Below are 19023 nucleotides of genomic sequence, written 5' to 3'. Positions count from 1 at the left end.
GGCATGTCGCGTTGGCGGGCAAAACTCAAAAAGGCGGTGCGTTCCTGGGCGCTGAGATTTCTCGGCGTTCCTTCCGTGCTGTGGTCGCAAGGCATCGCTTACTTCTGCGACTTCGCCGGACCCGATTGGTATCGCAACGCGCCGACCGAATCGACGCAGGACGAGGCCTTTTTCCGCAACCACTACAGTGGCGCGCACGGCATCGTCTGGGTGCGGCTGAGCACATTGGCCAGGGAACGGCGAAACTGCGACCTCGATACGTTCACCCGGGTCGTCTTGCCGACCATCAAGGCTCCCTTCGTCCTGCTGACAACCGACGGCGATGCCTCGGTGCCGTCGGACCTGGCGAAGGACACCGTCGAGCGGCTCCTCGCCAACCCCTATCTGGTATCCTGGTACAGCCAGAACTGCGATGGCGTCCATCCCCGGATCAAGCCGTTCCCGATCGGACTGGACCTCCATACGCCACGCTCCCTTGCGACGCCTGCCGGACTGGTGCGGCAACTGCAAACCCTGCGCGGCCGGCAAGGCGGTGCGGATCGTCGCCAGCCCAGGATATTCTGTGATTTCAGCGTCAGCAGCGGCTCGAGCGAGCGTCGGGAATTGCTTGATGTGCTGGCCGGATGCCCGCATGTCGACTTCCTGAAAAGACGTGTTTCGCAGCGCGGCATCTGGCAGCTGTATTCGCAATATCCGCTCGTGCTTTCGACCACGGGAAACGGCCTCGACTGTCACCGCACATGGGAGCTGCTTTATCTCGGCTGCATCGTCGTGACCAAGACCTCGCCGCTCGATCCTCTCTACGAGGGCTTGCCGGTCATCATTGTCGAGGATTGGCACGAGGTCAGGGATCCGGAAGCGCCACAGCGCTGGATCGGCAAAGTCGCGCATCTGACGGACCGGGAATATTTGTGGCGACGCCTGCGGCCGCAGGCCTATCTGGAGCCCCTCAGGCAGGAACTTCGGCAGGCTGCCGCCTCACCAGGGGACGTGTAGGATCTCCAGCTTCGGCAGGCCGACCGGCCGGATGCCGAGATCGTTGGCGAGCACCCCAAAGGCTTCGGTCTCGATCAGGTCGCGGTAGGGAATTTCGGGGAAGCGAAGGCCGCCGCGATGCAGAGCGGCATCGACCAGAAGCATGGTTCCGCCGACCGCATCGAGGCCGATGATGTCGAGATGCCTGACATCGCTCAGATGATAGCGATATGGGGTCTGCTTGGGAGGCTGGTGCAGACCGCCGCGGATCTCGCGGTAGTAGCGATAATCCCTGGTCCGCCGTCGGATAACGAAACTTTTGAGGTCGAAGCTGTCGCCGCCGGCGATCTTCACGCAGTTGGGCACAGCGATGCGATGCCGCGTGGCGATCAGCCGGCCCAGCACATCGCCGGGAAAGCGCCAGATGTCGATATCGATCCACAGCGCCCAGTCGTCGTCTTCCTTCAGCCCGTGATCGATGAGGTAATTTCGCACCTTGGCAATCGCGCCGCGCCGCACGCGTTGCATGCTCGGCCTGGCCCGTTTTGCCCTGTCGAGCCTAGTGCCGACCTGTCGCTGCAGCAGCACAATATCACGATATTTGCCGGCCAGTCCCGTCGTCGCGGCCTGCAGCCGTTCCCAGCTGCCATCCAGGCTGTCGCCTTCGCAGAAGACCAGCTTGATCCTGTCCTTGGGGTAGTCGAGCCCGTCCAGCGCATCGAGAAAGGGTTGGATGAGGTCGGCGGCGTCGCGAAGCGGCACCAGAACAGCGATGTTCTGGCCCGAAGGCGGCGGCGCCGCCAGAACCGCCTTGTCGACGCCGGCTTTGGCCTCGGCCTCATCCAGATACGCTCCGCGCGTCAGCTGGTACCGAAGCCGATAGGCTTGGTTGCGCAGCCTGGTCGTCCATTTCGGTGGCGGCTCCGGGATCCACCATGTGCCGGCCCAGTGATGGATCGAAAGTGCTGCAGTATCGTCGCCGGCCTCACGCTCCATGCTCCCGGCAGACGTCACCGGCGAGAACAGGCCGGAAGGGTGAATGGCAAAGGCTTCCTGATCGCTGTAACCGCGCTGGGCGGAGGTCAAAAGGCAAGGACCGGTCGCGTCGAGCACGTCCTCGGCGTCTGCGAGCCCGGGCATCATGGACAGGACATGCATCCAGAACGGATGCCGGCGCGGGCTAGCGATTGTTCCGTTGAACAGAAGATAGGGCAGGCCCCGGAAGTCCGCCTGGACGGCCGCATGCGACGCCGGCTCCTTGCACAGCACGACACGGGTCTCGCCCATGATCGGATCGAAGGCTGCGACGCATTCGCAGTCGATGTCGGCATAGACCCCGCCAAAATGATGCAGCAGCATGTAGCGGGCCGCATCCGAGCGCTGCACGCCCCTCGTGTAGCCGCAGAACATCGACAGGAAATCAGGGTAGTGCTCGGCCACGAATTCGAGCAGCATCCGGTCGCTCCAGAACATCACCGTCCAGTGCGGATTGTGCCGCTTCCAGCTGTCTGCATAGGCCTGGAAGCGCGCTGGAATGGCGTCGCTCTTCCAGGTCTGGTGCAGGATTGCCGGAATCATCCGGTGGCGCCGTTTGGTCCAAGCCCGTCACGAACGGCATCGCGGATCGCTTGCGGGCCGAACCTTGCCCATACCGCCTGATGCGCCCGAAGGCGTTGCCGCGCCCTGCGTTCGGGGTCGAGACAGAGTCCGATGGCCATCTCGGCAAGCGTTTCGTCGGATTGAGACAGCAGCACCTCGTCATTTTCGACCAGGTCCAGGCCTTCGGCCGCGATCGGCGTGGCGATCACCGGCACGCCCGCGGCCATTGCCTCCAGGATCTTGATGCGTGTGCCGCCGCCCGCCGTCAGTGGGACGATGGTGAGATGCGCGCTGGACAACAGCGGCGCGACATCCGCGGGATCTTCGATGAGCTCCACACCAGGCAATCCAGCCAATGCCTGCACTTCCGGTCGCGGGGTGCGTCCCGCCAGGACGAGCTTGGCATCCGGCAGGGCGTGTCGCATACGGGGCAATATGACACTGGCCAACCGCTGGGCGGCATCGATGTTTGGCGGGTAGGCGAGATGGCCGATGAACACGATCACCGGAAAGCCGTTGTCGGTCCACGGCTCGGCGGGCAGGCGCGCGAGACCATCCCCGGCCTGCGGAATTCCGTTCGGAACAACGTCGATCGGGATCCTGTGCCGGGAAAGCGTCATCAGCTTCTGGCGATCGAGGTTCGAGCAGACCCATACCCTGTCGACGAGGGATAGTGCTTTTCTCTCGAGGAGCCGGACGTTGAATGCTGCCGCGCTTCGCTTGGCACTGAGACGCCTGATCTGTCCGGCCAGGTCGGACTCGACATTGTGCATGTCGAGAATGAGTTGCTCCACCAGCGGCCGCAGGGGCCGCAGCAGCTTGAACAGGCCAACGCCCTCGACAATGATGGTGTCAGGGCGGAATTCACGGACGAGTGCCTCAAGCCGCGTCAGCGCGGAACGCGATATGCGATTCTCCGCCCTTGAGCGCCACCAACCGATCGAGGCTGTACGAGGTTCGCCTTCGATCGACAGGGCCTCGACCCGGATCAATGGATCAGGTGCATTCCTTACCTTGTTCGGCTTCACTGAAACCAGGCAGACCGGTCCGAACCTGGCGGCCGCTTCGGCGTTGCGATAGTTTCTCAGATCCGCACCTGAAGCTGGCGGAAAGCCCGGGTCGTGCGACACGACCACCGTACGTTTCTGGGTCGCCCGCTCGGGCTGGCCGACAGCTGGTTGCGCGCCTGTGCCGTTCAATGCTGACGCCTGGGGCTTTGTGCCAGGCAAGGGGTCCAATTCGGATGGCATTCAGAACGATTCCGTGATTACAGGCATCAGCGCCACCTTGTTTAGCTGAACAAGGCTTTCGTCAAGCACTGTATATTTTGAATACTGCCGCGCCCCGAGTCCTCTGCGCGGGGCCGGGTTCATCGCCTCGACCAGGCCAGCCAGCGCGCCGCCAGACGCCTGCGCAAGGAGGTGAACCGGGTTCGCCTGTAGGCATCGCCCGCCATCTTGATGCCTTGTGCCTGCGTCGGGAACGGATGGATGACGTCGGCCAGGGCGTGCAATCCCATGCCCGACCTTATGGCAAGCGTCACCGCATTGATCATCTCGCCGGCATGGGCGGCGACGACCGTCGCCCCCAGGATGCGGTCGGATCCCTCCCGGACATGGATCTTGACGAACCCTTCTTCCTCGCCGTCCATCACGGCGCGGGCGACGTCATGCATCAGCACCGTATAGGTCTTGACCGGAATGCCGTTCTGCCGCGCCTCGATCGGATAGAGCCCGACATGGGCGATCTCCGGATCGGTATAGGTGCACCAGGGAACGACGAGGTCACTGAGCCTTTCGCGCCCGCGAAACAGGGCATTGCGCACGACAATGCGTGCCGTTGCCTCTGCGGTATGGGTGAACTTGTATTCCAGGCAAACATCGCCTGCCGCGTAGATGTGCGGATTGGTGGTCCTCAGGTGATCGTCCACCTTGATGCCGTTGGCGTCATACACGACGCCGGCCTCTTCCAGGCCGAGACCCCTGACATTGGGCGAACGGCCGACGCCGGCGATGATCTCGTCAACGGAGATCGTTGTCGTGTCGCCGTCCCGCAAAAGGTCGGCGAGCTTCTTGCCGCCTTCCTTGCGCACCGCCACCACCTCGGTGTTCAGGCGCACCTCCACCCCCTCCCGTGCCAGCGCGTCCGAAAGGATCTGCGCGGCGTCGCGTTCCTCGCCGGGCAGGAACATCGGATCGTTCTGCGCCAGGATGACTTTCGCACCGAGCAGGCAGAAGGCCTGCGCCGTCTCGCAGCCAAGCGGACCGCCGCCAATGACCAGGAGCCGCTCAGGACGTTGCGTGAGGTTGAACATGCTCTCATTGTCGAGATAGCCGGCCTCGGCAAGTCCGGGGATCGCCGGCCCGCTCGGATGCGCGCCCGTCGCGACCAGGGCCTTCTTGAAATGCAGCGTCTTGCCGGCGACTTCAACCGTGTCCGGTCCGCCAAACTGCGCTTCGCCGAAATAGAGGTCGATGCCTTCGGCTGTGATGGCCGCGGCTGAATCGGCGCGGCTGAGCCGCTGCCGGATCTGCCGCATCCGCATCATGACCCGCTCGAAGTCGACGGGAAGACGCGCAGGCGTGTCACCGCCGAAATTCTCGGCGTCGCGCATGTCGGCATAGAGCCTGGCCGTGCGGATGATCGACTTCGACGGGATGCCGCCGACATTGACGCAGGCGCCGCCGATCAGCCCGCGTTCGATCAGCGCGACCTTTGCGCCAAGGCTTGCGGCGTCACGCGCCGCGGTCAGCCCGGCAGGCCCGGCGCCGATGACGACGAGATTGTAGGGGCCGTCGGGCGTAGGGTTCTTCCAGTGCGGCGGATGCGCGCCTCGGACCAGTTCGACGTCGTTGCGGTCGACCGGGAAGGTGGCCGCCTTTGTCTGTTCACGCGCCATCGTAGGCTCCCGATGCGGAGCCTGCCGGCTGTGTCAGCCAGCCGCCGGTGAAACCTGCTTTGTCCAGGCCACGGCGGATGTGCGGATTGGAGCGCATCAGCTCCCAGACCAGGCGCGAGCGGTGGTTCTCGATCATCATCACCACGATGCCCTGGTCCAGCCCGTAATGGCCTTCCGACACCCAGCCGTCGCGGCCGAATTTTCGCCGGTTGGCCAAGGTCGGATTGAAGCCGCTCGGCAGGCGGAAATTGTCGATCACCTGGGGATAGCGCTCACCGAGATGACGCATGGCTGCCAGGCAGATGTCAGGCGCGAAAGGCAGCGACGCCGGATAGGACCATGGCGCGATCGTCCCGTCATCCGGCCCGAACGGTGCGCCGCGCGCGGCATAGCCCGAAAACCGGTGCCTCCGTCGCTCCACGCTGGCGCGGAAGCCGCCCGGCCCGTCTCCCGCCGAGAGGCCCCAAAGGTTCTCGCCATAGCCGTCGAAGCCATAGGGGTTGTGACGGGCATAATCGCGGTGGAGATAGGTCGAGCGGCGGCTGTTTTCGAAATAGTCCGAATTCTTCTCGCGCATGAAGGCGTCGCGGATGCCGGCGAAATCGATCCAGGCATGCGAGAATTGGTGCATGAACAGCGGGCCGCCATAGAGCACGTCATGGCCGTAGATGTTTTCCCATTGGTAGGTCGCCGTCCAGGCTTCGTAACTGTCGTCGGAAGTCGGGCTGTTCGGCGAGGCCATCGCCAGCACATAGAGGACGGTCGCCTCGTTATAGCCTTCCCAGCCATAGTGGAGAAAACCGCTCTTCGGCTTCCATCCTTGCCGCAAGGTCGGGCTGGCGCCTTGCGCCCAGCGCCAGTCGACGCGCCGGTAGAGCGCTTCGGCAAGCCGCCGGATTTCGGCCTCCTTCGCGTCCCCGCCGGAGAAATATGCGCCGGCCACCAATATGCCGGCCATCAGCAAGGCGGTGTCCACCATCGACAGCTCGCAGCGCCAGACGCGCAAGCCTGTACGCATGTCGAGGAAGTGGTAGTAGAAACCCTTATGGCCGGTGACGTTGTCACCACCGTTTTGGGGACTGGCCGAGAAGAAACGCAGCGCCGCAAGCGTCAGCTCCACCGCCGCCGCACGTGTCATCCAGCCGCGCTCGACACCGATCGGATAGCAGGAGAGGGCGAAACCGACGACGGCGATGCTGGCCGGCGAGTTCGGCCGCGATGTATCGGCGACCAGCCCGTTGTCGGGGTTCACATTCTCCAGGAAATAGCCGAAGGCCGCGCGCTGATAGCGGTCCAGGAGGTCGTCATCGGATAGTGCTGCAGGATCTGCTTCAGGCAAGCGATGCAATCTCCAGCCTTATGGCCGCGACCCCTGTCGATAGCACGGCGCCGGCACGGCGGCCGTGGGTCATCGCCAAACTGTCTCGTCGTGTCATGGCCTCCCCGCAAACCCTGTTCTGTCGCCGCCCGTCGCCGACTATATACGCCTGTCCAGTTCCGATCGTTGCCTCGTCACGCGGAATTGTAGTCGCACCGGCCAATGTTGGGATGTTACGGCCCGGGTCAATAAGTGGCGCGGCCGCCGGAGACGTCGAAGACGGCGGCGGTCGTGAACGAGCATTCTTCCGAGGCGATCCAGCAGATCAGCGCCGCCACTTCCTCGACCTCGCCAAAGCGCCTCATCGGAATCTTGGACAGCATGAAGTCGATGTGCTCCTGGCTCATCTGCTTGAAGATCGCTGTTCGAACGGCCGCCGGCGTCACGCAATTCACCGTTACCTTGGTCTTGGCCAGTTCCTTGCCGAGCGACTTGGTCAGTCCGATCACGGCGGCTTTGGACGTGCTGTAGGCGGAAGCGTTGGGATTGCCTTCCTTGCCGGCGATCGAGGCGATGTTGACGATGCGGCCATAATTGCGCTCGAGCATATGCGGCACCAGCGCCCTGTTGCAGTAGAAGACGCCGTTGATGTTGATGTCGATGACCTTCTGCCAGTCCTCGGTCGAATAGGCCCAGGTCGTCATGTTCGGTCCGGTGATGGCCGCGCTGGTCACCAGGATGTCGACGCCGCCAAGCGCTTCGATCGTCCGTGCGGCGGCGCCTTCGACGCCGGCGGCATCGGCGACGTCAATGGCAACACCATGCAGGCCAGGGATGAGAGTTTTCGCCTGTTCGATCTGGGCCGGATCACGGTCCCAGACGCAGACGCGTCCACCTTCCTCGACGATCCTTTGCGCGACTGCCAGGCCGATGCCCGAGGCTCCGCCGGTGATGACGGCTGACCGGCCAGCGAAGCGTCCCGCGAAGTTCGGCATATGGTCTTCCTCCCAATCGATGGCGAATGTGAAGTCAACCGCAACCAAGTTCAAGGCGGGATCGGGCTTGCCGGACGGGATATTGGTAGGCCAGCAGGAGCGCTATCGGTTCTGAAAGAACTGCAAGAACAGCTCCCGCTCGGTGGTGATGTCGAGCTTCTCGTAGATGCGCCGGCGATGGTTCTTGACGGTGCCGACGGTGATGCCGAGACGCTCGGCGATGTTGGCTGTCGGATGACCGGCGAGGATCAGCTGCACCAGCTCCCGCTCGCGCAGCGACAGTTCCGGCCACAGGCTTGTCGGGATGGTCGGCTTCTGTTGCGGCGAAGCGCCGGGGCCGGTCGGGGCAGAGGTGCGCGAAAAGTTGCTGCCGCGCGCCTTGATGTCGAGCGCATGCAGCGCCTCGAACACCGGCAGTCGCTCGTCCAAGAGGGCAATCTCGCTATCCTTGAACGAACTGGTCGAGCGGTCGAGGAAGATGCCCAGGCACCAGTCGCCGCCATCGGCCAGCATGATGCCGACCTCGTCGCAGATTTCGGACTGTGCCAGGAAGCCGGCTATGTACTGGCCGCGCCTGGCTTCTTCGTCGGCCAATCCCTTGAGTGGCAGGATGCCGAGACGACGCTCGCGTCGCCACGAGGCATAGAACGGGTCGAAGACGTAGTAATTGTCGAGATAGCGCCGCACCATCTGGTCCGAGAAGCGACGGTGCTTGACGAATTCCGGCGTCTTGGTCGCCGAGTAGCGGGTGACCGTCACCAAATCGTGCGCAATGTCGGCCCCGATCAGGTCGATCAGGCAGTCGACATGCAGGTCGGTGCCGGTGGCGGCGATCGCCTTGGCCAGCGGCGCCCAGATGTTGCCCATGCGCATGCCCTTTTCTCGGCGAACCGCGCCGCGCAGTCATTGTGTCTTTAGGCATATGGCGCGATCCGCACGATCGAATCTAGCCTGCGGTCATTCTCGAAGAGGGAAGGCGACCCGTGGACCAGATCACCACCAACCCCATCGTCATCGGCATCGACGCCGGCGGCACCATGACCGACACGATCCTTGTCGATCAGGACGGCCACTTCAAGATCGGCAAGTCGGCGACCACGCCGAAGAACGAGGCCGAGGGTTTCCTCGCCTCGGCCGAGGACGCGGCCGATGCCTGGGGCATCTCGCTGGAGCAGCTGTTCTCCGGCGTCAACGTCGTGCTCTATTCCGGCACCGGCATGCTCAACACGCTGTTGTCGCGCACGGGGCGCCGGCTGGGCCTCATCACCACCAAAGGCCTGGAGGACATGATCCTGATGGGCCGCGGCCTGCAGGCCTGGGCGGACTATTCCTATGCCGACCGGCTGCATGCGGTGACACACCAGCATCCCGATCCGCTGGTGCCGCGCCGCCGCACCCATGGCGTCACCGAGCGCATCGACCAGTTCGGCGACATCATCCTGCCGCTCTACGAACATGAGGTCGCGACCGCCGCCAGGAAGCTGATCGCCGACAAGGTCGAGGCGATCTGCATCATGACCATCTTCTCGCATGTCAATCCCGTGCACGAGAAGCGCATTGCCGAGATCTGCCGTGAGGAGATCGCCAAGGCCGGGGCCGACATCCTCGTCTACACCAGCCACGAGGTGCGCCCGGTCATCCGTGAGCAGTCGCGGCTGAACTCGGTGCTGATCGAGGCCTATGCCACCTCGCGCGGCCGCAAGCAGCTCAAGGGCATCGAGGACGTCTCGAAGAAATACGGCTTCAAATATGGTGTGCAGACGCTGCTCTCCTTCGGCGGCCTGACCTCGATCAACCATCCGCGCCTGCATGAGACCATGATCTCCGGCCCGATCGGCGGGATTCTGGGTGCGGCCTATGTCGGCAAGCTGATCGGCAACGACTCGCTGATCTGCTCGGACATGGGCGGCACCTCCTTCGACATGGGCGTCATCACCCGCGGCCAGACGCGGATCGAGAACGAGCCATTGATGGACCGCTTCAAGCTCAACGTGCCGACGCTGCATCTCGACACGATCGGCGCCGGCGCAGGCATGATCCTAAAAGTCGATCCGCTGACCAAGAAAGTCTCGCTCGGGCCGGAAAGTGCCGGCTCCGATCCCGGTCCGATCTGCTTCGACAAGGGCGGTACCGAACCGACCATCGCCGATTGCGACGCCATCCTCGGCCGTCTCAATCCGCACTATTTCCTTGGCGGCAAGGTCGTGCTGCAGGTCGAGAAGGCGAGGATAGCCTTCGAGGAAAAATGCTCGCGCCTGCTTGGCGTCGGTGTCGAGGAAGCCGCCGAAGGCATGATCGACATGCTGGAGGCCGACGCCAACAACGCGCTGCGCCGCGTCATCTCCGGCCAGGGCATCCACCCCTCCGAGTTCACGCTGCTCTCCTATGGTGGATCGGGTCCGCTGCATCTGGCCGGCTGCTCCAGGGGCATCGGCTTCAAGGACATCATCACCTTCCAGTTCGCCGCCGCCTTCTCGGCCTTCGGCTGCACCACCGCCGATTTCATGCGCCGCCACTCCGTGTCGACGCAGCACGACATCGGTTCGCGGGCCAGCGACGACGAGCTGCTCGCCTTCGGCAAGAAGGTCACCGCCGTCTGGGACGACCTGACCAAGGCGGCGGTCGACGAGATGATCGTGGACGGCCATGCGCGCGAAAAGATCAAGACCGTGCCGTTCCTGATGATGCGCTACACCGGCCAGCTCGAGGACGTCGAGGTGATGGCGCCGCTGTCGGCCCTCCAATCGGCCGACGACTTGCGCAGGGTCATCGACGAGTTCGAGGCGGTTTACGCCAAGGTCAACCATCGGGTCTCGCGCTATGGCGAGGCCGGCTTCTCCATCACCGAGCTTGGCCTGATCGCCACCGCCGACAAGGTCAAGCCGGTGCTCTTGAAGCGCCCGCTCGGCAAGTCGGACCCGTCGTCCGCCCATAAGGGCGTGCGCGAGGCCTATATTGGCGGCCGCTGGCACAAGGCCAATCTCTACGAGATGGACCTTCTGCAGCCCGGTCATGAGGTGATCGGCCCGGCCATCATCGAACATCCCGCCACCACGCTCGTCGTTCATCCGCAGGACCGTGTCCATGTCGATGAGTGGACGCTGCTGCACTACACCCACGCTTGAGAAGGGCGAACGCCATGCTGGACAAACCCGCCTCCGCCCTGCGCATCCGCGAACGGCTGATCGAATCCGAACGGCTCATGGAAGAGACCGGCTGCTATGACGGCATCACCGAATTGCAGCTGCGCAACCAGGATCCGCTGAAATTCGAGACGCTGCACACCAAGCTGCGCGCCTATTGCGTCTCGGCACGCGAAATGGCCCGCCGCATCTCGGCTTCGCCGGGCGTGCGCGAAGTCGGCGAGATGGTCGTCGCCATCTACACGCCGGAAGGCGATGCGATCGCGCTCTCCAACGGCATCATGGTGCATGTGCACACGATGAGCCGCTTCATCAAATGGATGATCCGCAACGGCTACGAGGAAAACCCTTGCATCCGCGACGGCGACATCTTCGCCAACAACGACGCCTTCATCGGCACCGTTCAGGTGCCCGATGTGATGGACGTGGTGCCGATCTTCCACTCCGGCAAGCTGGTCGGCTGGGCGGGCGCGGTCTGCCACGAACTCGAGGCCGGCGGCATCACCCCCGGCGGCGATGTGGCGCTGGCGCAGGAGCGCTTCACCGAGGGCCTTTTCGTCTGCGCCGAAAAGGTCGGCGAGAACGACGAGATCCGTCGCGACTATGTCATCCGCTGCGAGCGCAATTTGCGCATGCCGATCTATTGGGTGCTCGACGAGAAGGCCAAGGTCGCCTCCTGCATCGACATGCGCGAAAGCGTCAAGGCGCTGATCGACGAGATCGGCCTGGATTATTGGATGCAGGTGTCGAAGGAATTCATCGAGGAAGGCCGCCGTGCCCAGCTCGCCCGCACGCGCCAGCTCACGGTTCCCGGCATCTATCGCGGTCATACATTCTACGGCCATGTCACCGCGGGCAAGCCTGGCTATCAGCCGCTCGGCGATCCCGACTGGCTCTACAACATGCCGATCGAAATGGAGATCACCACCGACGGCAAGATCATCATGGACTTCGAGGGCACGCAGCCCTGGGGCTACCATTCGATGAACTGCACGCCGGCCGGCATGGATGGCGGCATGTTCGTGACGCTCACCCAGCACATGAATTTCGAGGGCCTGGTCAATGACGGCGCCTGGATGGCGACCGAGCTGAAGCTGCCGCACGGCACCTGGACCAACCCGGACAATGAGATGGTGGCGACCGCCACCTCATGGGCCTTGCTGCTACCGGCCTACGGCGTGTTCCAGCGGCTGTTGTCGCGCTCCTTCATCGGGCGCGGCTTTGTCGAGGAAGCTTTCGTCGGCCAGGTCAACAGCCCGATGATCGAGATGGGCGGCACCAGCCAGTACGGCAAGCTGTTCGGCATGGCGCATTTCGAATGCGCCGCCGCTGGTTCCGGCGCGCTGGCCATCAAGGATGGGCTGGACACCGCCTATGTCGGCTGGAACCCCGAATCCGACATGGGCAATATCGAGATCTGGGAACAGAACATGCCGATGGTCTATATCGGCCGCTCGATCGTTCCCAATTCCGGCGGCGCCGGCAAATATCGCGGCGGCTGCTCCTTCATCTCGACCTGGCTGGTCAGCAAGACCGACCATCTCAGGCTGGTTACATCTGAACATTCCTCCCGCGTGTTCGACAATGGCGGCATGTGCGGCGGCTACCCGGCGCCGACCTGCCAGAAGCACCGCGCGGTGCGCGATAGCAACATCTTCGAACTCGCCGAAAAGCGGGCGCCGCTGGCGCATCACACCGGCACCAACCCGCATCGCTCGGAACTTGAACTGCGGCTGCAGGGCGAGCATGTGACGATGGAAGGCCCTTACATCACCGCCCCGCACAAGACCGGCGACGTCTTCACCCATTCCTATAATGGCGGCGGTGGTTATGGCGACGTGCTGGAGCGCGACCCGCTCAAGACGGCGACGGATGTCGAGAACGGCTATCTCACCAAGGAAGCGGCTACAGGCATCTTCGGCATCATGCTCGACGAGGACGAGGACGGCTATCCCGTCGCCAACCTCGAGGCCACCAAGCGCCACCGCGCCGAAATGCGCGCCAGGCGGCTTGCGCAGGCGAAGCCGGTCTCGGAGTGGATCGCTACCGAACGCTGCCGTGTCGAGAAGGCCGACTTCGCGCCCGAGGTGAAGAAGATGTACGCCAGCGCGATCAAGCTATCGTCGCGCTTCACCAGGGAATTCAGCGATTTCTGGAACGTCGACGCCAAATCGATCTTCATGCCGGGAGCAAAGCCATGACCTCGTACAGCAAGGAAGTCATCGCCGATCTGGTCGCGGGCACGCTGCCCTGGCCGCAGACGCGCCGCGTCATGAGCGCCTACAAGGATGACGACCGCTTCTTCAAATACGTCGCGGTGCTGCAGGACCGTGTCGGCTGGAAGGACCCGATCCTGCTGCCGGTCTCGGATCACCTCTTCATCTGCCAGAGCGGCGACGAGCGTGTGACACGCTGCGAATGCGGTCACTCCTTCGGCGACTATCGCAAGAACTGGAAGCTCAAGGCTTCGATCATCGTGCGCAACACCGAGGAGACGCTGCGCGAAATCTATCCCAACAGCGATATCCCCGATCCGCAATGGATGGAGATCCGCGAATTCATCTGCCCGGAATGCGGCACCATGCACGAGGTGGAAGCGGCTGCCCCCGGCTATCCCATCGTGCACGATTTTCAGCCCGATCTCGAAGGCTTCTATCGCGAATGGCTGGGCAAGCCGCTCTAGAGAAAGGCGGACCGCGTCGACAAATACCCCGGAACCTGATTGCCTGCCGCAACCATTGGAGAAGCACGCGATGACAAACCTTGCTGGGCGCGGTGCAATCGTCACCGGCGGCTTTTCCGGGATGGGCTTCGCCATTGCCACGGCCTTGGCTGAAGCCGGTGCCAATGTCGCCGTCGGCTCCTACATCGCGTCTGCGGGCGCCGACAGATCCGACGCCGCCTACTATCCCGGCGTCGACGAAATCGAGCGCGTGCGCTCGGCCCTGTCGGCCCATGGCACCAGGGTGCATGCTGCTCACCTCGATGTCCGCGACAGCGAGGTCACCAACCGTTTCGTGGCGCAAGCCGAGGCCGCCATCGGTCCTGCCGACATCCTGGTCAACGCGGCCGGCACGACCGCCGAGCAACCGGTCTGCGGACATTCCGACGCGCTGTGGGACAAGATCGTCGACACCAACCTGACCGGCGCCTTCCGCGCCACCCGTGCCGTGCTTCCCGGCATGATCGAGCGCGGCTGGGGCCGCATCGTCAACATCGGCTCGACCGCGGCTTCCGTCGGCTGGAAGGACAATCCCGCCTACTGCGCCTCCAAGGCCGGCCTGCTTGGCTTGACCCGTTGCGTGGCGCTGGAGGGGGCGGCGCATGGCGTCACCTGCGTCATGATCAGCCCGACCTGGGTCGAGACCGAACTGATGCGCCGCAACGTGGCCCAGGTCGTCGAGCGCGAGGGCAAGGGGCGCACGGCGGAAGAAGCGATGGCCGAGATCGCCAGGGGCAACCCGCAGCAGCGCATGCTGCAGCCGCAGGAAATCGCGGCACTGGCCGTGTTCCTGTGCTCGGACCTGGCCAAGGGCATCACCATGGAAAACATCCAGGTCACCGGCGGAGCACTCTGGTAGCGTCCTCGTCGCTGATCCAGGCGGCTGTCGCGGGGCGGGCCACCGGCTGATCTCTCTGCGTTCGCTGGAGCAATTCCAGGAAAAGTGTGAACGGTCTTCCCACAGGAATTGCTTCAAAACAAAGAGTTAGAGTGGTTCGCCGTTTCCGCGAAACGGTGAACGGCTCTGATGTAAGACAAGGTGACCGGATTTGCCATTGAGCATGCGGTGCGATAGGTTATATTGCACTGCACAATGGATATGCCGTTTATTGCACGCCCCTCTTTGCGGATATGCCGGCCGGCTTGCGGCCTGCCGGGTTTGCTGGTCTTGGGCCGCGCCGACGGGACTCTGAGATGAAAATTCCAAAGTCCCTGCTGGTCGATCCCGAGAAGAACTCGGTCTATGGCGCTTTTGCCGTTGCCGTCTCGATCTGGGCGTTCTCCTATTCCGTCATTTTCGGCCAGGTGCTGATCCTGGCCTACTATGCCGTCTGGCTTCCACTCATCCTGGTCGACTATCGGCGCTTCCTGCGGCAGCTCTCCAGCGCCTGGCTGCCGCTGCTGTTCGCGGCCTATATTTGTTTTTCCATCTTCTGGTCGCAGGCGCCCGGCGTCACCGCCAGAACGGCGGTCCAGTACCTGTCCCACATCGCCTGTGCCTATGTCGCGGCGCGCACCGTCAGCGTGCGGACCCTGACGCTCGGCGCCCTGATCGGGATCTTCTTCGTCATGCTCTATTCGCTCAAGGTCGGGGCCTATTCCGAGGACGTCCTTGACGGCACCTACAATTTCGTTGGCGCATTTGCGTCCAAGAACCAGATCGGCTTCGTCGGCTCGCTCGGCATCTATTTCTCCGTGGTGTTCCTTGCTTTCCTGCGCCGTGGCCGGCTGAGTTTCATGCTGACCGTGCCTGTCGTGCTGCTGTCGGCCTACCTGCTGGTCATTTCGCATTCCGCCACCTCGATGGCCTCGATACCGGCGGTTCTGGCGCTGATCGCGCTTCTTGCCATGACCAAGCTTTTGTCACGGCGCTATCGCCGGGTGATCTTCGTGGTCGGCGCTGGCCTGATCGTCGTGGTGGCCTTTGTCGCCCTCAATCTCGGGCTCATGGACTTCGTGCTTGGCCTCTTCGGCAAGGATTCGACGCTCACCGGGCGGACCTATCTGTGGGAGCAGGGCTGGAACGCCGCGCAGCGCTCGCCGATCCTCGGCGTCGGCTATGCCGCCTATTGGGTGCAGGGCTTTGCCGAGGCCGAGCGGCTGTGGAACGAATTCTACATCACCACCCGCACCGGCTTCCATTTCCACAACACCTATGTCGAGGCGCTTGTCGAACTCGGCTTCACCGGAGCGGTGATGATCTCGCTGATCATGCTGCGCACGCTCTACGGCCATGTCTCGACGGTGATTTTCAAGGCATGGCAGGCCGAATCGGTGGTGCTGTTCGGCGTGATGGTGTTGCTGCTCATCCGCTCCTTCGTCGAGGTCGAGGTCCTCAACCCCTACATTATGGGCTCCTTCCTGATGTATTTCAGCTACTTCAAGCTGGCGCGGCTGCCGGTCACCCGCACCCGCTGGTCGCCGGCCTTCGAGCCGGCGGATGCGGCAAGGGGCGAGCCGGCCTGGCCCCGGCATGTCGGCCGTCCGGCCGCCGCCGATCAGATGTGAACTACGGTCCCGCGACCGGGTTCGACCTCATGTCGGACGCTAGGAATGTTCGCTTGCAGGCACTTGTCCACTGCAAGCGTCGCCGTCGACCTGCCGCGCGTCAGTCGCGCGATACGGACAGTCCCGCCAGAAGCGGCGCATGCGCGGCGAGCCTGCGGGATACGAACTCGGTGAAGAGCCGCACGCGCTTCGTCTTGCGCGTCTCGCCCTGTGTGAGAAGCCAAACCGTTCCATACATATGCAGGTCGGTGCCCGGCACCCTCGCCAGCAGGGGGTCGGCATCTCCGACGAAGCACGGCAGTGTCGTCATCCCAAGCCCTTGCCGTACAGCGACGATCTGCGCCTCGCCGTCCGTGATCCTGAACGGAACCCCTGTGGTGTGAACCTCACCCTCGCTGGCCCAATCCGGGATTCCATGGCTGCTTATGACGATCCACCGGATGGGATCAGGCGCGCCCGCACGCCACGCGGCCAGTCGATCGCGGGACATATAGACGCCTCCAAACAGCTCCGGTCCCTTCAGGCCGTGAAGATTGAGCGGCAGGGTTTTGCGGTCGTAGACGACGCGGATCGCGACGTCGGCCTCTCGGTTGGTCAGATTTGCCAGCTCGCCGGATGACAAGACTTCCATCTCGATGTCGCGATGCAGACGCGCGAAATCGGCGAAGTCCGGCATGAGCAGGTGTGTCGCGAGGTGCGGTGCCAGCGTTACCCGCAGAAGCCCGCGCACGCTCTGGTCGCGCCCGAAGACGCGCGTCTCCAGCTGGTGCGACGACGCTTCCATCTGGTTTGCGAGCTCGAGGACCTCCTCGCCCGCAGCCGTCAGGCGGTAGCCCGAGGGCAGCTTTTCGAACATGTGCGTCCCGAGGCGTTCCTCGAGCTGGGCGATGCGTCGCAGCACGGTCGAGTGATTCACCCCGAGGCGCCCGGCGGCAGCCCGCACCGAGCCTCCGCGCGCGACGGCAAGAAAGTAGCGAACGTCATCCCAGTCGATCATGGTGCAATCCGGCACCGCTAGGTGCGCCTTTCAAAGCCGGTGTCTAACACATCGTACGGCAATCGTATGTGGGTGGCGCGGGGCGGCCATCACAGCCCATGCCGACAAGCAGGCCGGTTCCGAACGGCGGACACCGATCGTCGCGGCTGGTCCAGCCGGATCGATTTCGCACCACCGATGTGCGCGCTTCCGTACTCAACAACTGACGAGGGCGGCCCCATTTCGAGGTTCTCGGAGGCAGATGCTGTCCTGACACCACGAAAGGAAAAGTCATGGGAAAGCTAGACGGTAAGGTTGCGGTCGTCACTGGAGGATCGAGCGGCATGGCGCTGGCGAGCGCCAAGCGGTTCGTTGAAGAAGGCGCCTATGTTTTCATCACGGGCCGGAGACAGGAGGCGCTGGACGAGGCCATCAAGCTGCTCGGACGGAACGTGACCGGCGTGCGCGGCGACGCGGCCAATCTCGACGACCTCGACCGTCTGTTCGACGCGGTCAGGCGGGAAAAGGGCAAGATCGACGTCCTGTACGCGAGCGCCGGCACGGGCGAAGCCGTCCCACTGGGCGAGATTACCGAGCAGCATTTCGATGCGGCCTTCAACCTGAATGCGCGCGGCACGCTGTTTACGGTCCAGAAGGCGTTGCCGCTGTTCAACGATGGCGGATCGATCCTCATGACCGGGTCAGTTGCTTCGGTGAAAGGTTTTCCTGGTTACGGCGTGTATGCGGCGAGCAAGGCGGCGTTGCGTTCATTCGCACGCACTTGGCTCAACGAACTGAAGGACAGGAATATCCGCGTGAACGTGCTGAGCCCGGGGCCGATCGCCACACCGATGCAGGACCAGGTTCTCACCGAGGAGGCGAAGCAGATGTTCGAATCCCTGATCCCGCGGGGAAAGATGGGGCGTCCTGAGGAAATCGCGGCTGTCGCGGTGTTTCTTGCTTCAGACGATTCGAGCTTCGTGAATGGGGTGGAGTTGTCTGTCGACGGCGGCTTCTCGGCCATCTGAATTCGCGCCGGATCGTCGGAAGTGGCTGACCGTCCGGCCGCGCCGAAGTCGTTCACGCCGGGACGTCTACGCAAAGGTCGCTACACAGTGGAACGAATAACCCGGCGCCGTTGAAGGCCGGGCAATCAATATCAACACGGATCGGAGAAGCACTATGAGCTACGCAATTATAGGATTCGGTAAGATAGGCCAGGCTCTCGCCCACGCCTTCGCCCGTAAAAACATCGAGGTGACCGTCGCGAGCCGCCGGCCGCCCGAGGCGTTGGCGCCGCAGGCTCGGGCGATTGGACCCACGGTCGTTGCCAAGTCGCTGCGGGATGCGCTCGAGGCCGACACGATCATCCTGGCGGTCCCGTTTGCGGAGCACCGCGAGGTCGCCAAGGCCCTGCCGAGCTGGGAAGGCAAGACGGTCATCGACGCGATGAACGCGTTTCCCGTCCCTGAAGAGCTGGACGGCCTCCCGTCCTCCGCCTTCGTCGTGAAGGCGTTCGCCGGCGCCAAGTTCGTGAAAGGTTTCAATCACCTGGCTGCGGCCACCCTGGCTGCCGATCCGGTCGTCGAGGGTGGCCACCGGGTGGTCTTTCTGTCGAGCGACGACGAGGACGCGACCGCTCCCGTGGCGGATTTGGCCAAACAACTCGGATTCGCAGCCGTCAAGCTGGGAAAACTCAACGAGGGTGGCGCGCTGGTCCACGCACGAGGCCGCACTTGGGGCCAACTGATCTTCCAGGACCTGTTCAAGAAGGAGCAGTAACGGATTTACTGCCCACTGTCAGAGGCGCTGCTGCCTGGACCGTCCATGAGAGTCAACGCGGGCCAAGTCATAATCCGAGGTCCGGAAGCGAGGGCTTCCGGTTTCC

The 19023-nt window shown here is 63.5% G+C and carries 15 protein-coding genes; 8 read left to right on the top strand and 7 right to left on the bottom strand.

All coding sequences use genetic code 11. The features are described 5' to 3' along the window. Nucleotides 1-3: 3 nt before the first annotated feature. Entirely contained in the window at nucleotides 4-996 is a 993-nt protein-coding gene (locus JG747_RS01345) for a hypothetical protein (RefSeq protein ID WP_244748315.1), read from the top strand. Here JG747_RS01345 and JG747_RS01340 read toward each other — a convergent pair. The 6 genes from JG747_RS01340 to JG747_RS01315 all read right to left on the bottom strand — a co-directional run bounded on the left by JG747_RS01340 (nucleotide 979) and on the right by JG747_RS01315 (nucleotide 8659). Beyond that, the gene (locus tag JG747_RS01340; RefSeq protein ID WP_202361009.1) at nucleotides 979-2553 is read right to left on the bottom strand and encodes a glycosyltransferase; all 1575 of its coding nucleotides are present in this window, start codon (nucleotides 2551-2553) and stop codon (nucleotides 979-981) included. The two genes, JG747_RS01345 and JG747_RS01340, sit on opposite strands and share 18 nt — an antisense overlap. Beyond that, nucleotides 2550-3566 (bottom strand): glycosyltransferase family 4 protein, encoded by a 1017-nt coding sequence (locus JG747_RS01335; RefSeq protein WP_244748314.1) that lies wholly within the window; start codon nucleotides 3564-3566, stop codon nucleotides 2550-2552. The genes JG747_RS01340 and JG747_RS01335 overlap by 4 nt, the downstream gene beginning before the upstream one ends. A 377-nt stretch (nucleotides 3567-3943) precedes the next feature. Next, nucleotides 3944-5473 carry a mercuric reductase gene (locus JG747_RS01330; RefSeq protein ID WP_019862820.1) on the bottom strand — a complete coding sequence of 510 codons (1530 nt, stop codon included), beginning with the start codon at nucleotides 5471-5473 and terminating at the stop codon, nucleotides 3944-3946. After that, on the bottom strand, nucleotides 5463-6812 hold the full coding sequence (locus JG747_RS01325; protein WP_038653758.1) for a glucoamylase family protein: 1350 nt from the start codon (nucleotides 6810-6812) through the stop codon (nucleotides 5463-5465). The genes JG747_RS01330 and JG747_RS01325 overlap by 11 nt, the downstream gene beginning before the upstream one ends. A 224-nt stretch (nucleotides 6813-7036) precedes the next feature. Then, the gene (locus tag JG747_RS01320; protein ID WP_038653761.1) at nucleotides 7037-7786 is read right to left on the bottom strand and encodes an SDR family NAD(P)-dependent oxidoreductase; all 750 of its coding nucleotides are present in this window, start codon (nucleotides 7784-7786) and stop codon (nucleotides 7037-7039) included. A 102-nt stretch (nucleotides 7787-7888) separates the two neighbouring features. Then, on the bottom strand, nucleotides 7889-8659 hold the full coding sequence (locus JG747_RS01315; protein WP_202361007.1) for a helix-turn-helix transcriptional regulator: 771 nt from the start codon (nucleotides 8657-8659) through the stop codon (nucleotides 7889-7891). 164 nt (nucleotides 8660-8823) lie between these two features. Here JG747_RS01315 and JG747_RS01310 point away from each other — a divergent pair, with 164 nt between their 5' ends. The 5 genes from JG747_RS01310 (at nucleotide 8824) to JG747_RS01290 (ending at nucleotide 16159) form a co-directional block, all read left to right on the top strand. After that, nucleotides 8824-10911 (top strand): hydantoinase/oxoprolinase family protein, encoded by a 2088-nt coding sequence (locus JG747_RS01310; protein ID WP_244748414.1) that lies wholly within the window; start codon nucleotides 8824-8826, stop codon nucleotides 10909-10911. Between the two features lie 14 nt (nucleotides 10912-10925). Then, complete coding sequence (locus JG747_RS01305) at nucleotides 10926-13130, top strand: hydantoinase B/oxoprolinase family protein (protein ID WP_202361005.1); 2205 nt, start codon at nucleotides 10926-10928, stop codon at nucleotides 13128-13130. Continuing rightward, nucleotides 13127-13612 (top strand): acetone carboxylase subunit gamma, encoded by a 486-nt coding sequence (locus tag JG747_RS01300; protein WP_019862825.1) that lies wholly within the window; start codon nucleotides 13127-13129, stop codon nucleotides 13610-13612. Before JG747_RS01305 ends, JG747_RS01300 begins: the two co-directional genes overlap by 4 nt. A 70-nt stretch (nucleotides 13613-13682) precedes the next feature. After that, nucleotides 13683-14510, top strand: a complete 828-nt coding sequence (locus tag JG747_RS01295; protein ID WP_064984446.1) for an SDR family NAD(P)-dependent oxidoreductase — start codon at nucleotides 13683-13685, stop codon at nucleotides 14508-14510. Nucleotides 14511-14845: 335 nt separating this feature from the next. After that, nucleotides 14846-16159: an O-antigen ligase family protein gene (locus JG747_RS01290; protein WP_038651709.1), complete on the top strand. Its 1314-nt coding sequence runs from the start codon at nucleotides 14846-14848 to the stop codon at nucleotides 16157-16159. 100 nt (nucleotides 16160-16259) lie between these two features. On the opposite strand, the gene JG747_RS01285 is transcribed toward JG747_RS01290, so the two are convergent. Further along, nucleotides 16260-17156 carry a LysR family transcriptional regulator gene (locus JG747_RS01285; RefSeq protein WP_202361004.1) on the bottom strand — a complete coding sequence of 299 codons (897 nt, stop codon included), beginning with the start codon at nucleotides 17154-17156 and terminating at the stop codon, nucleotides 16260-16262. A gap of 272 nt (nucleotides 17157-17428) precedes the next feature. Between JG747_RS01285 and JG747_RS01280 the strand changes: the two genes are divergently transcribed. Together JG747_RS01280 and JG747_RS01275 are read left to right on the top strand one after the other, a co-directional pair. Beyond that, entirely contained in the window at nucleotides 17429-18163 is a 735-nt protein-coding gene (locus JG747_RS01280) for an SDR family NAD(P)-dependent oxidoreductase (RefSeq protein ID WP_202361003.1), read from the top strand. A 154-nt stretch (nucleotides 18164-18317) separates the two neighbouring features. Then, nucleotides 18318-18917: an NADPH-dependent F420 reductase gene (locus JG747_RS01275; protein WP_202361002.1), complete on the top strand. Its 600-nt coding sequence runs from the start codon at nucleotides 18318-18320 to the stop codon at nucleotides 18915-18917. The last annotated feature ends 106 nt before the right edge of the window (nucleotides 18918-19023 follow it).

The sequence above is a fragment of the Mesorhizobium sp. 131-3-5 genome (assembly GCF_016756575.1).
Lineage (GTDB): Bacteria > Pseudomonadota > Alphaproteobacteria > Rhizobiales > Rhizobiaceae > Mesorhizobium > Mesorhizobium jarvisii.
This window is presented reverse-complemented; position numbering and strand designations above follow the sequence as displayed.

What these genes read in the sequence shown, in the direction of transcription:
- JG747_RS01305 (WP_202361005.1), top strand. Translation starts at nt 10,926, where the DNA reads ATGCTGGACAAACCCGCCTCCGCCCTGCGCATCCGCGAACGGCTGATC.
- JG747_RS01310 (WP_244748414.1), top strand. Translation starts at nt 8,824, where the DNA reads ATGACCGACACGATCCTTGTCGATCAGGACGGCCACTTCAAGATCGGC.
- JG747_RS01300 (WP_019862825.1), top strand. Translation starts at nt 13,127, where the DNA reads ATGACCTCGTACAGCAAGGAAGTCATCGCCGATCTGGTCGCGGGCACG.
- JG747_RS01275 (WP_202361002.1), top strand. Translation starts at nt 18,318, where the DNA reads ATGAGCTACGCAATTATAGGATTCGGTAAGATAGGCCAGGCTCTCGCC.
- JG747_RS01285 (WP_202361004.1), bottom strand. Translation starts at nt 17,156, where the DNA reads ATGATCGACTGGGATGACGTTCGCTACTTTCTTGCCGTCGCGCGCGGA.
- JG747_RS01290 (WP_038651709.1), top strand. Translation starts at nt 14,846, where the DNA reads ATGAAAATTCCAAAGTCCCTGCTGGTCGATCCCGAGAAGAACTCGGTC.
- JG747_RS01330 (WP_019862820.1), bottom strand. Translation starts at nt 5,473, where the DNA reads ATGGCGCGTGAACAGACAAAGGCGGCCACCTTCCCGGTCGACCGCAAC.
- JG747_RS01340 (WP_202361009.1), bottom strand. Translation starts at nt 2,553, where the DNA reads ATGATTCCGGCAATCCTGCACCAGACCTGGAAGAGCGACGCCATTCCA.
- JG747_RS01315 (WP_202361007.1), bottom strand. Translation starts at nt 8,659, where the DNA reads ATGCGCATGGGCAACATCTGGGCGCCGCTGGCCAAGGCGATCGCCGCC.
- JG747_RS01295 (WP_064984446.1), top strand. Translation starts at nt 13,683, where the DNA reads ATGACAAACCTTGCTGGGCGCGGTGCAATCGTCACCGGCGGCTTTTCC.
- JG747_RS01280 (WP_202361003.1), top strand. Translation starts at nt 17,429, where the DNA reads ATGGGAAAGCTAGACGGTAAGGTTGCGGTCGTCACTGGAGGATCGAGC.
- JG747_RS01320 (WP_038653761.1), bottom strand. Translation starts at nt 7,786, where the DNA reads ATGCCGAACTTCGCGGGACGCTTCGCTGGCCGGTCAGCCGTCATCACC.
- JG747_RS01345 (WP_244748315.1), top strand. Translation starts at nt 4, where the DNA reads ATGTCGCGTTGGCGGGCAAAACTCAAAAAGGCGGTGCGTTCCTGGGCG.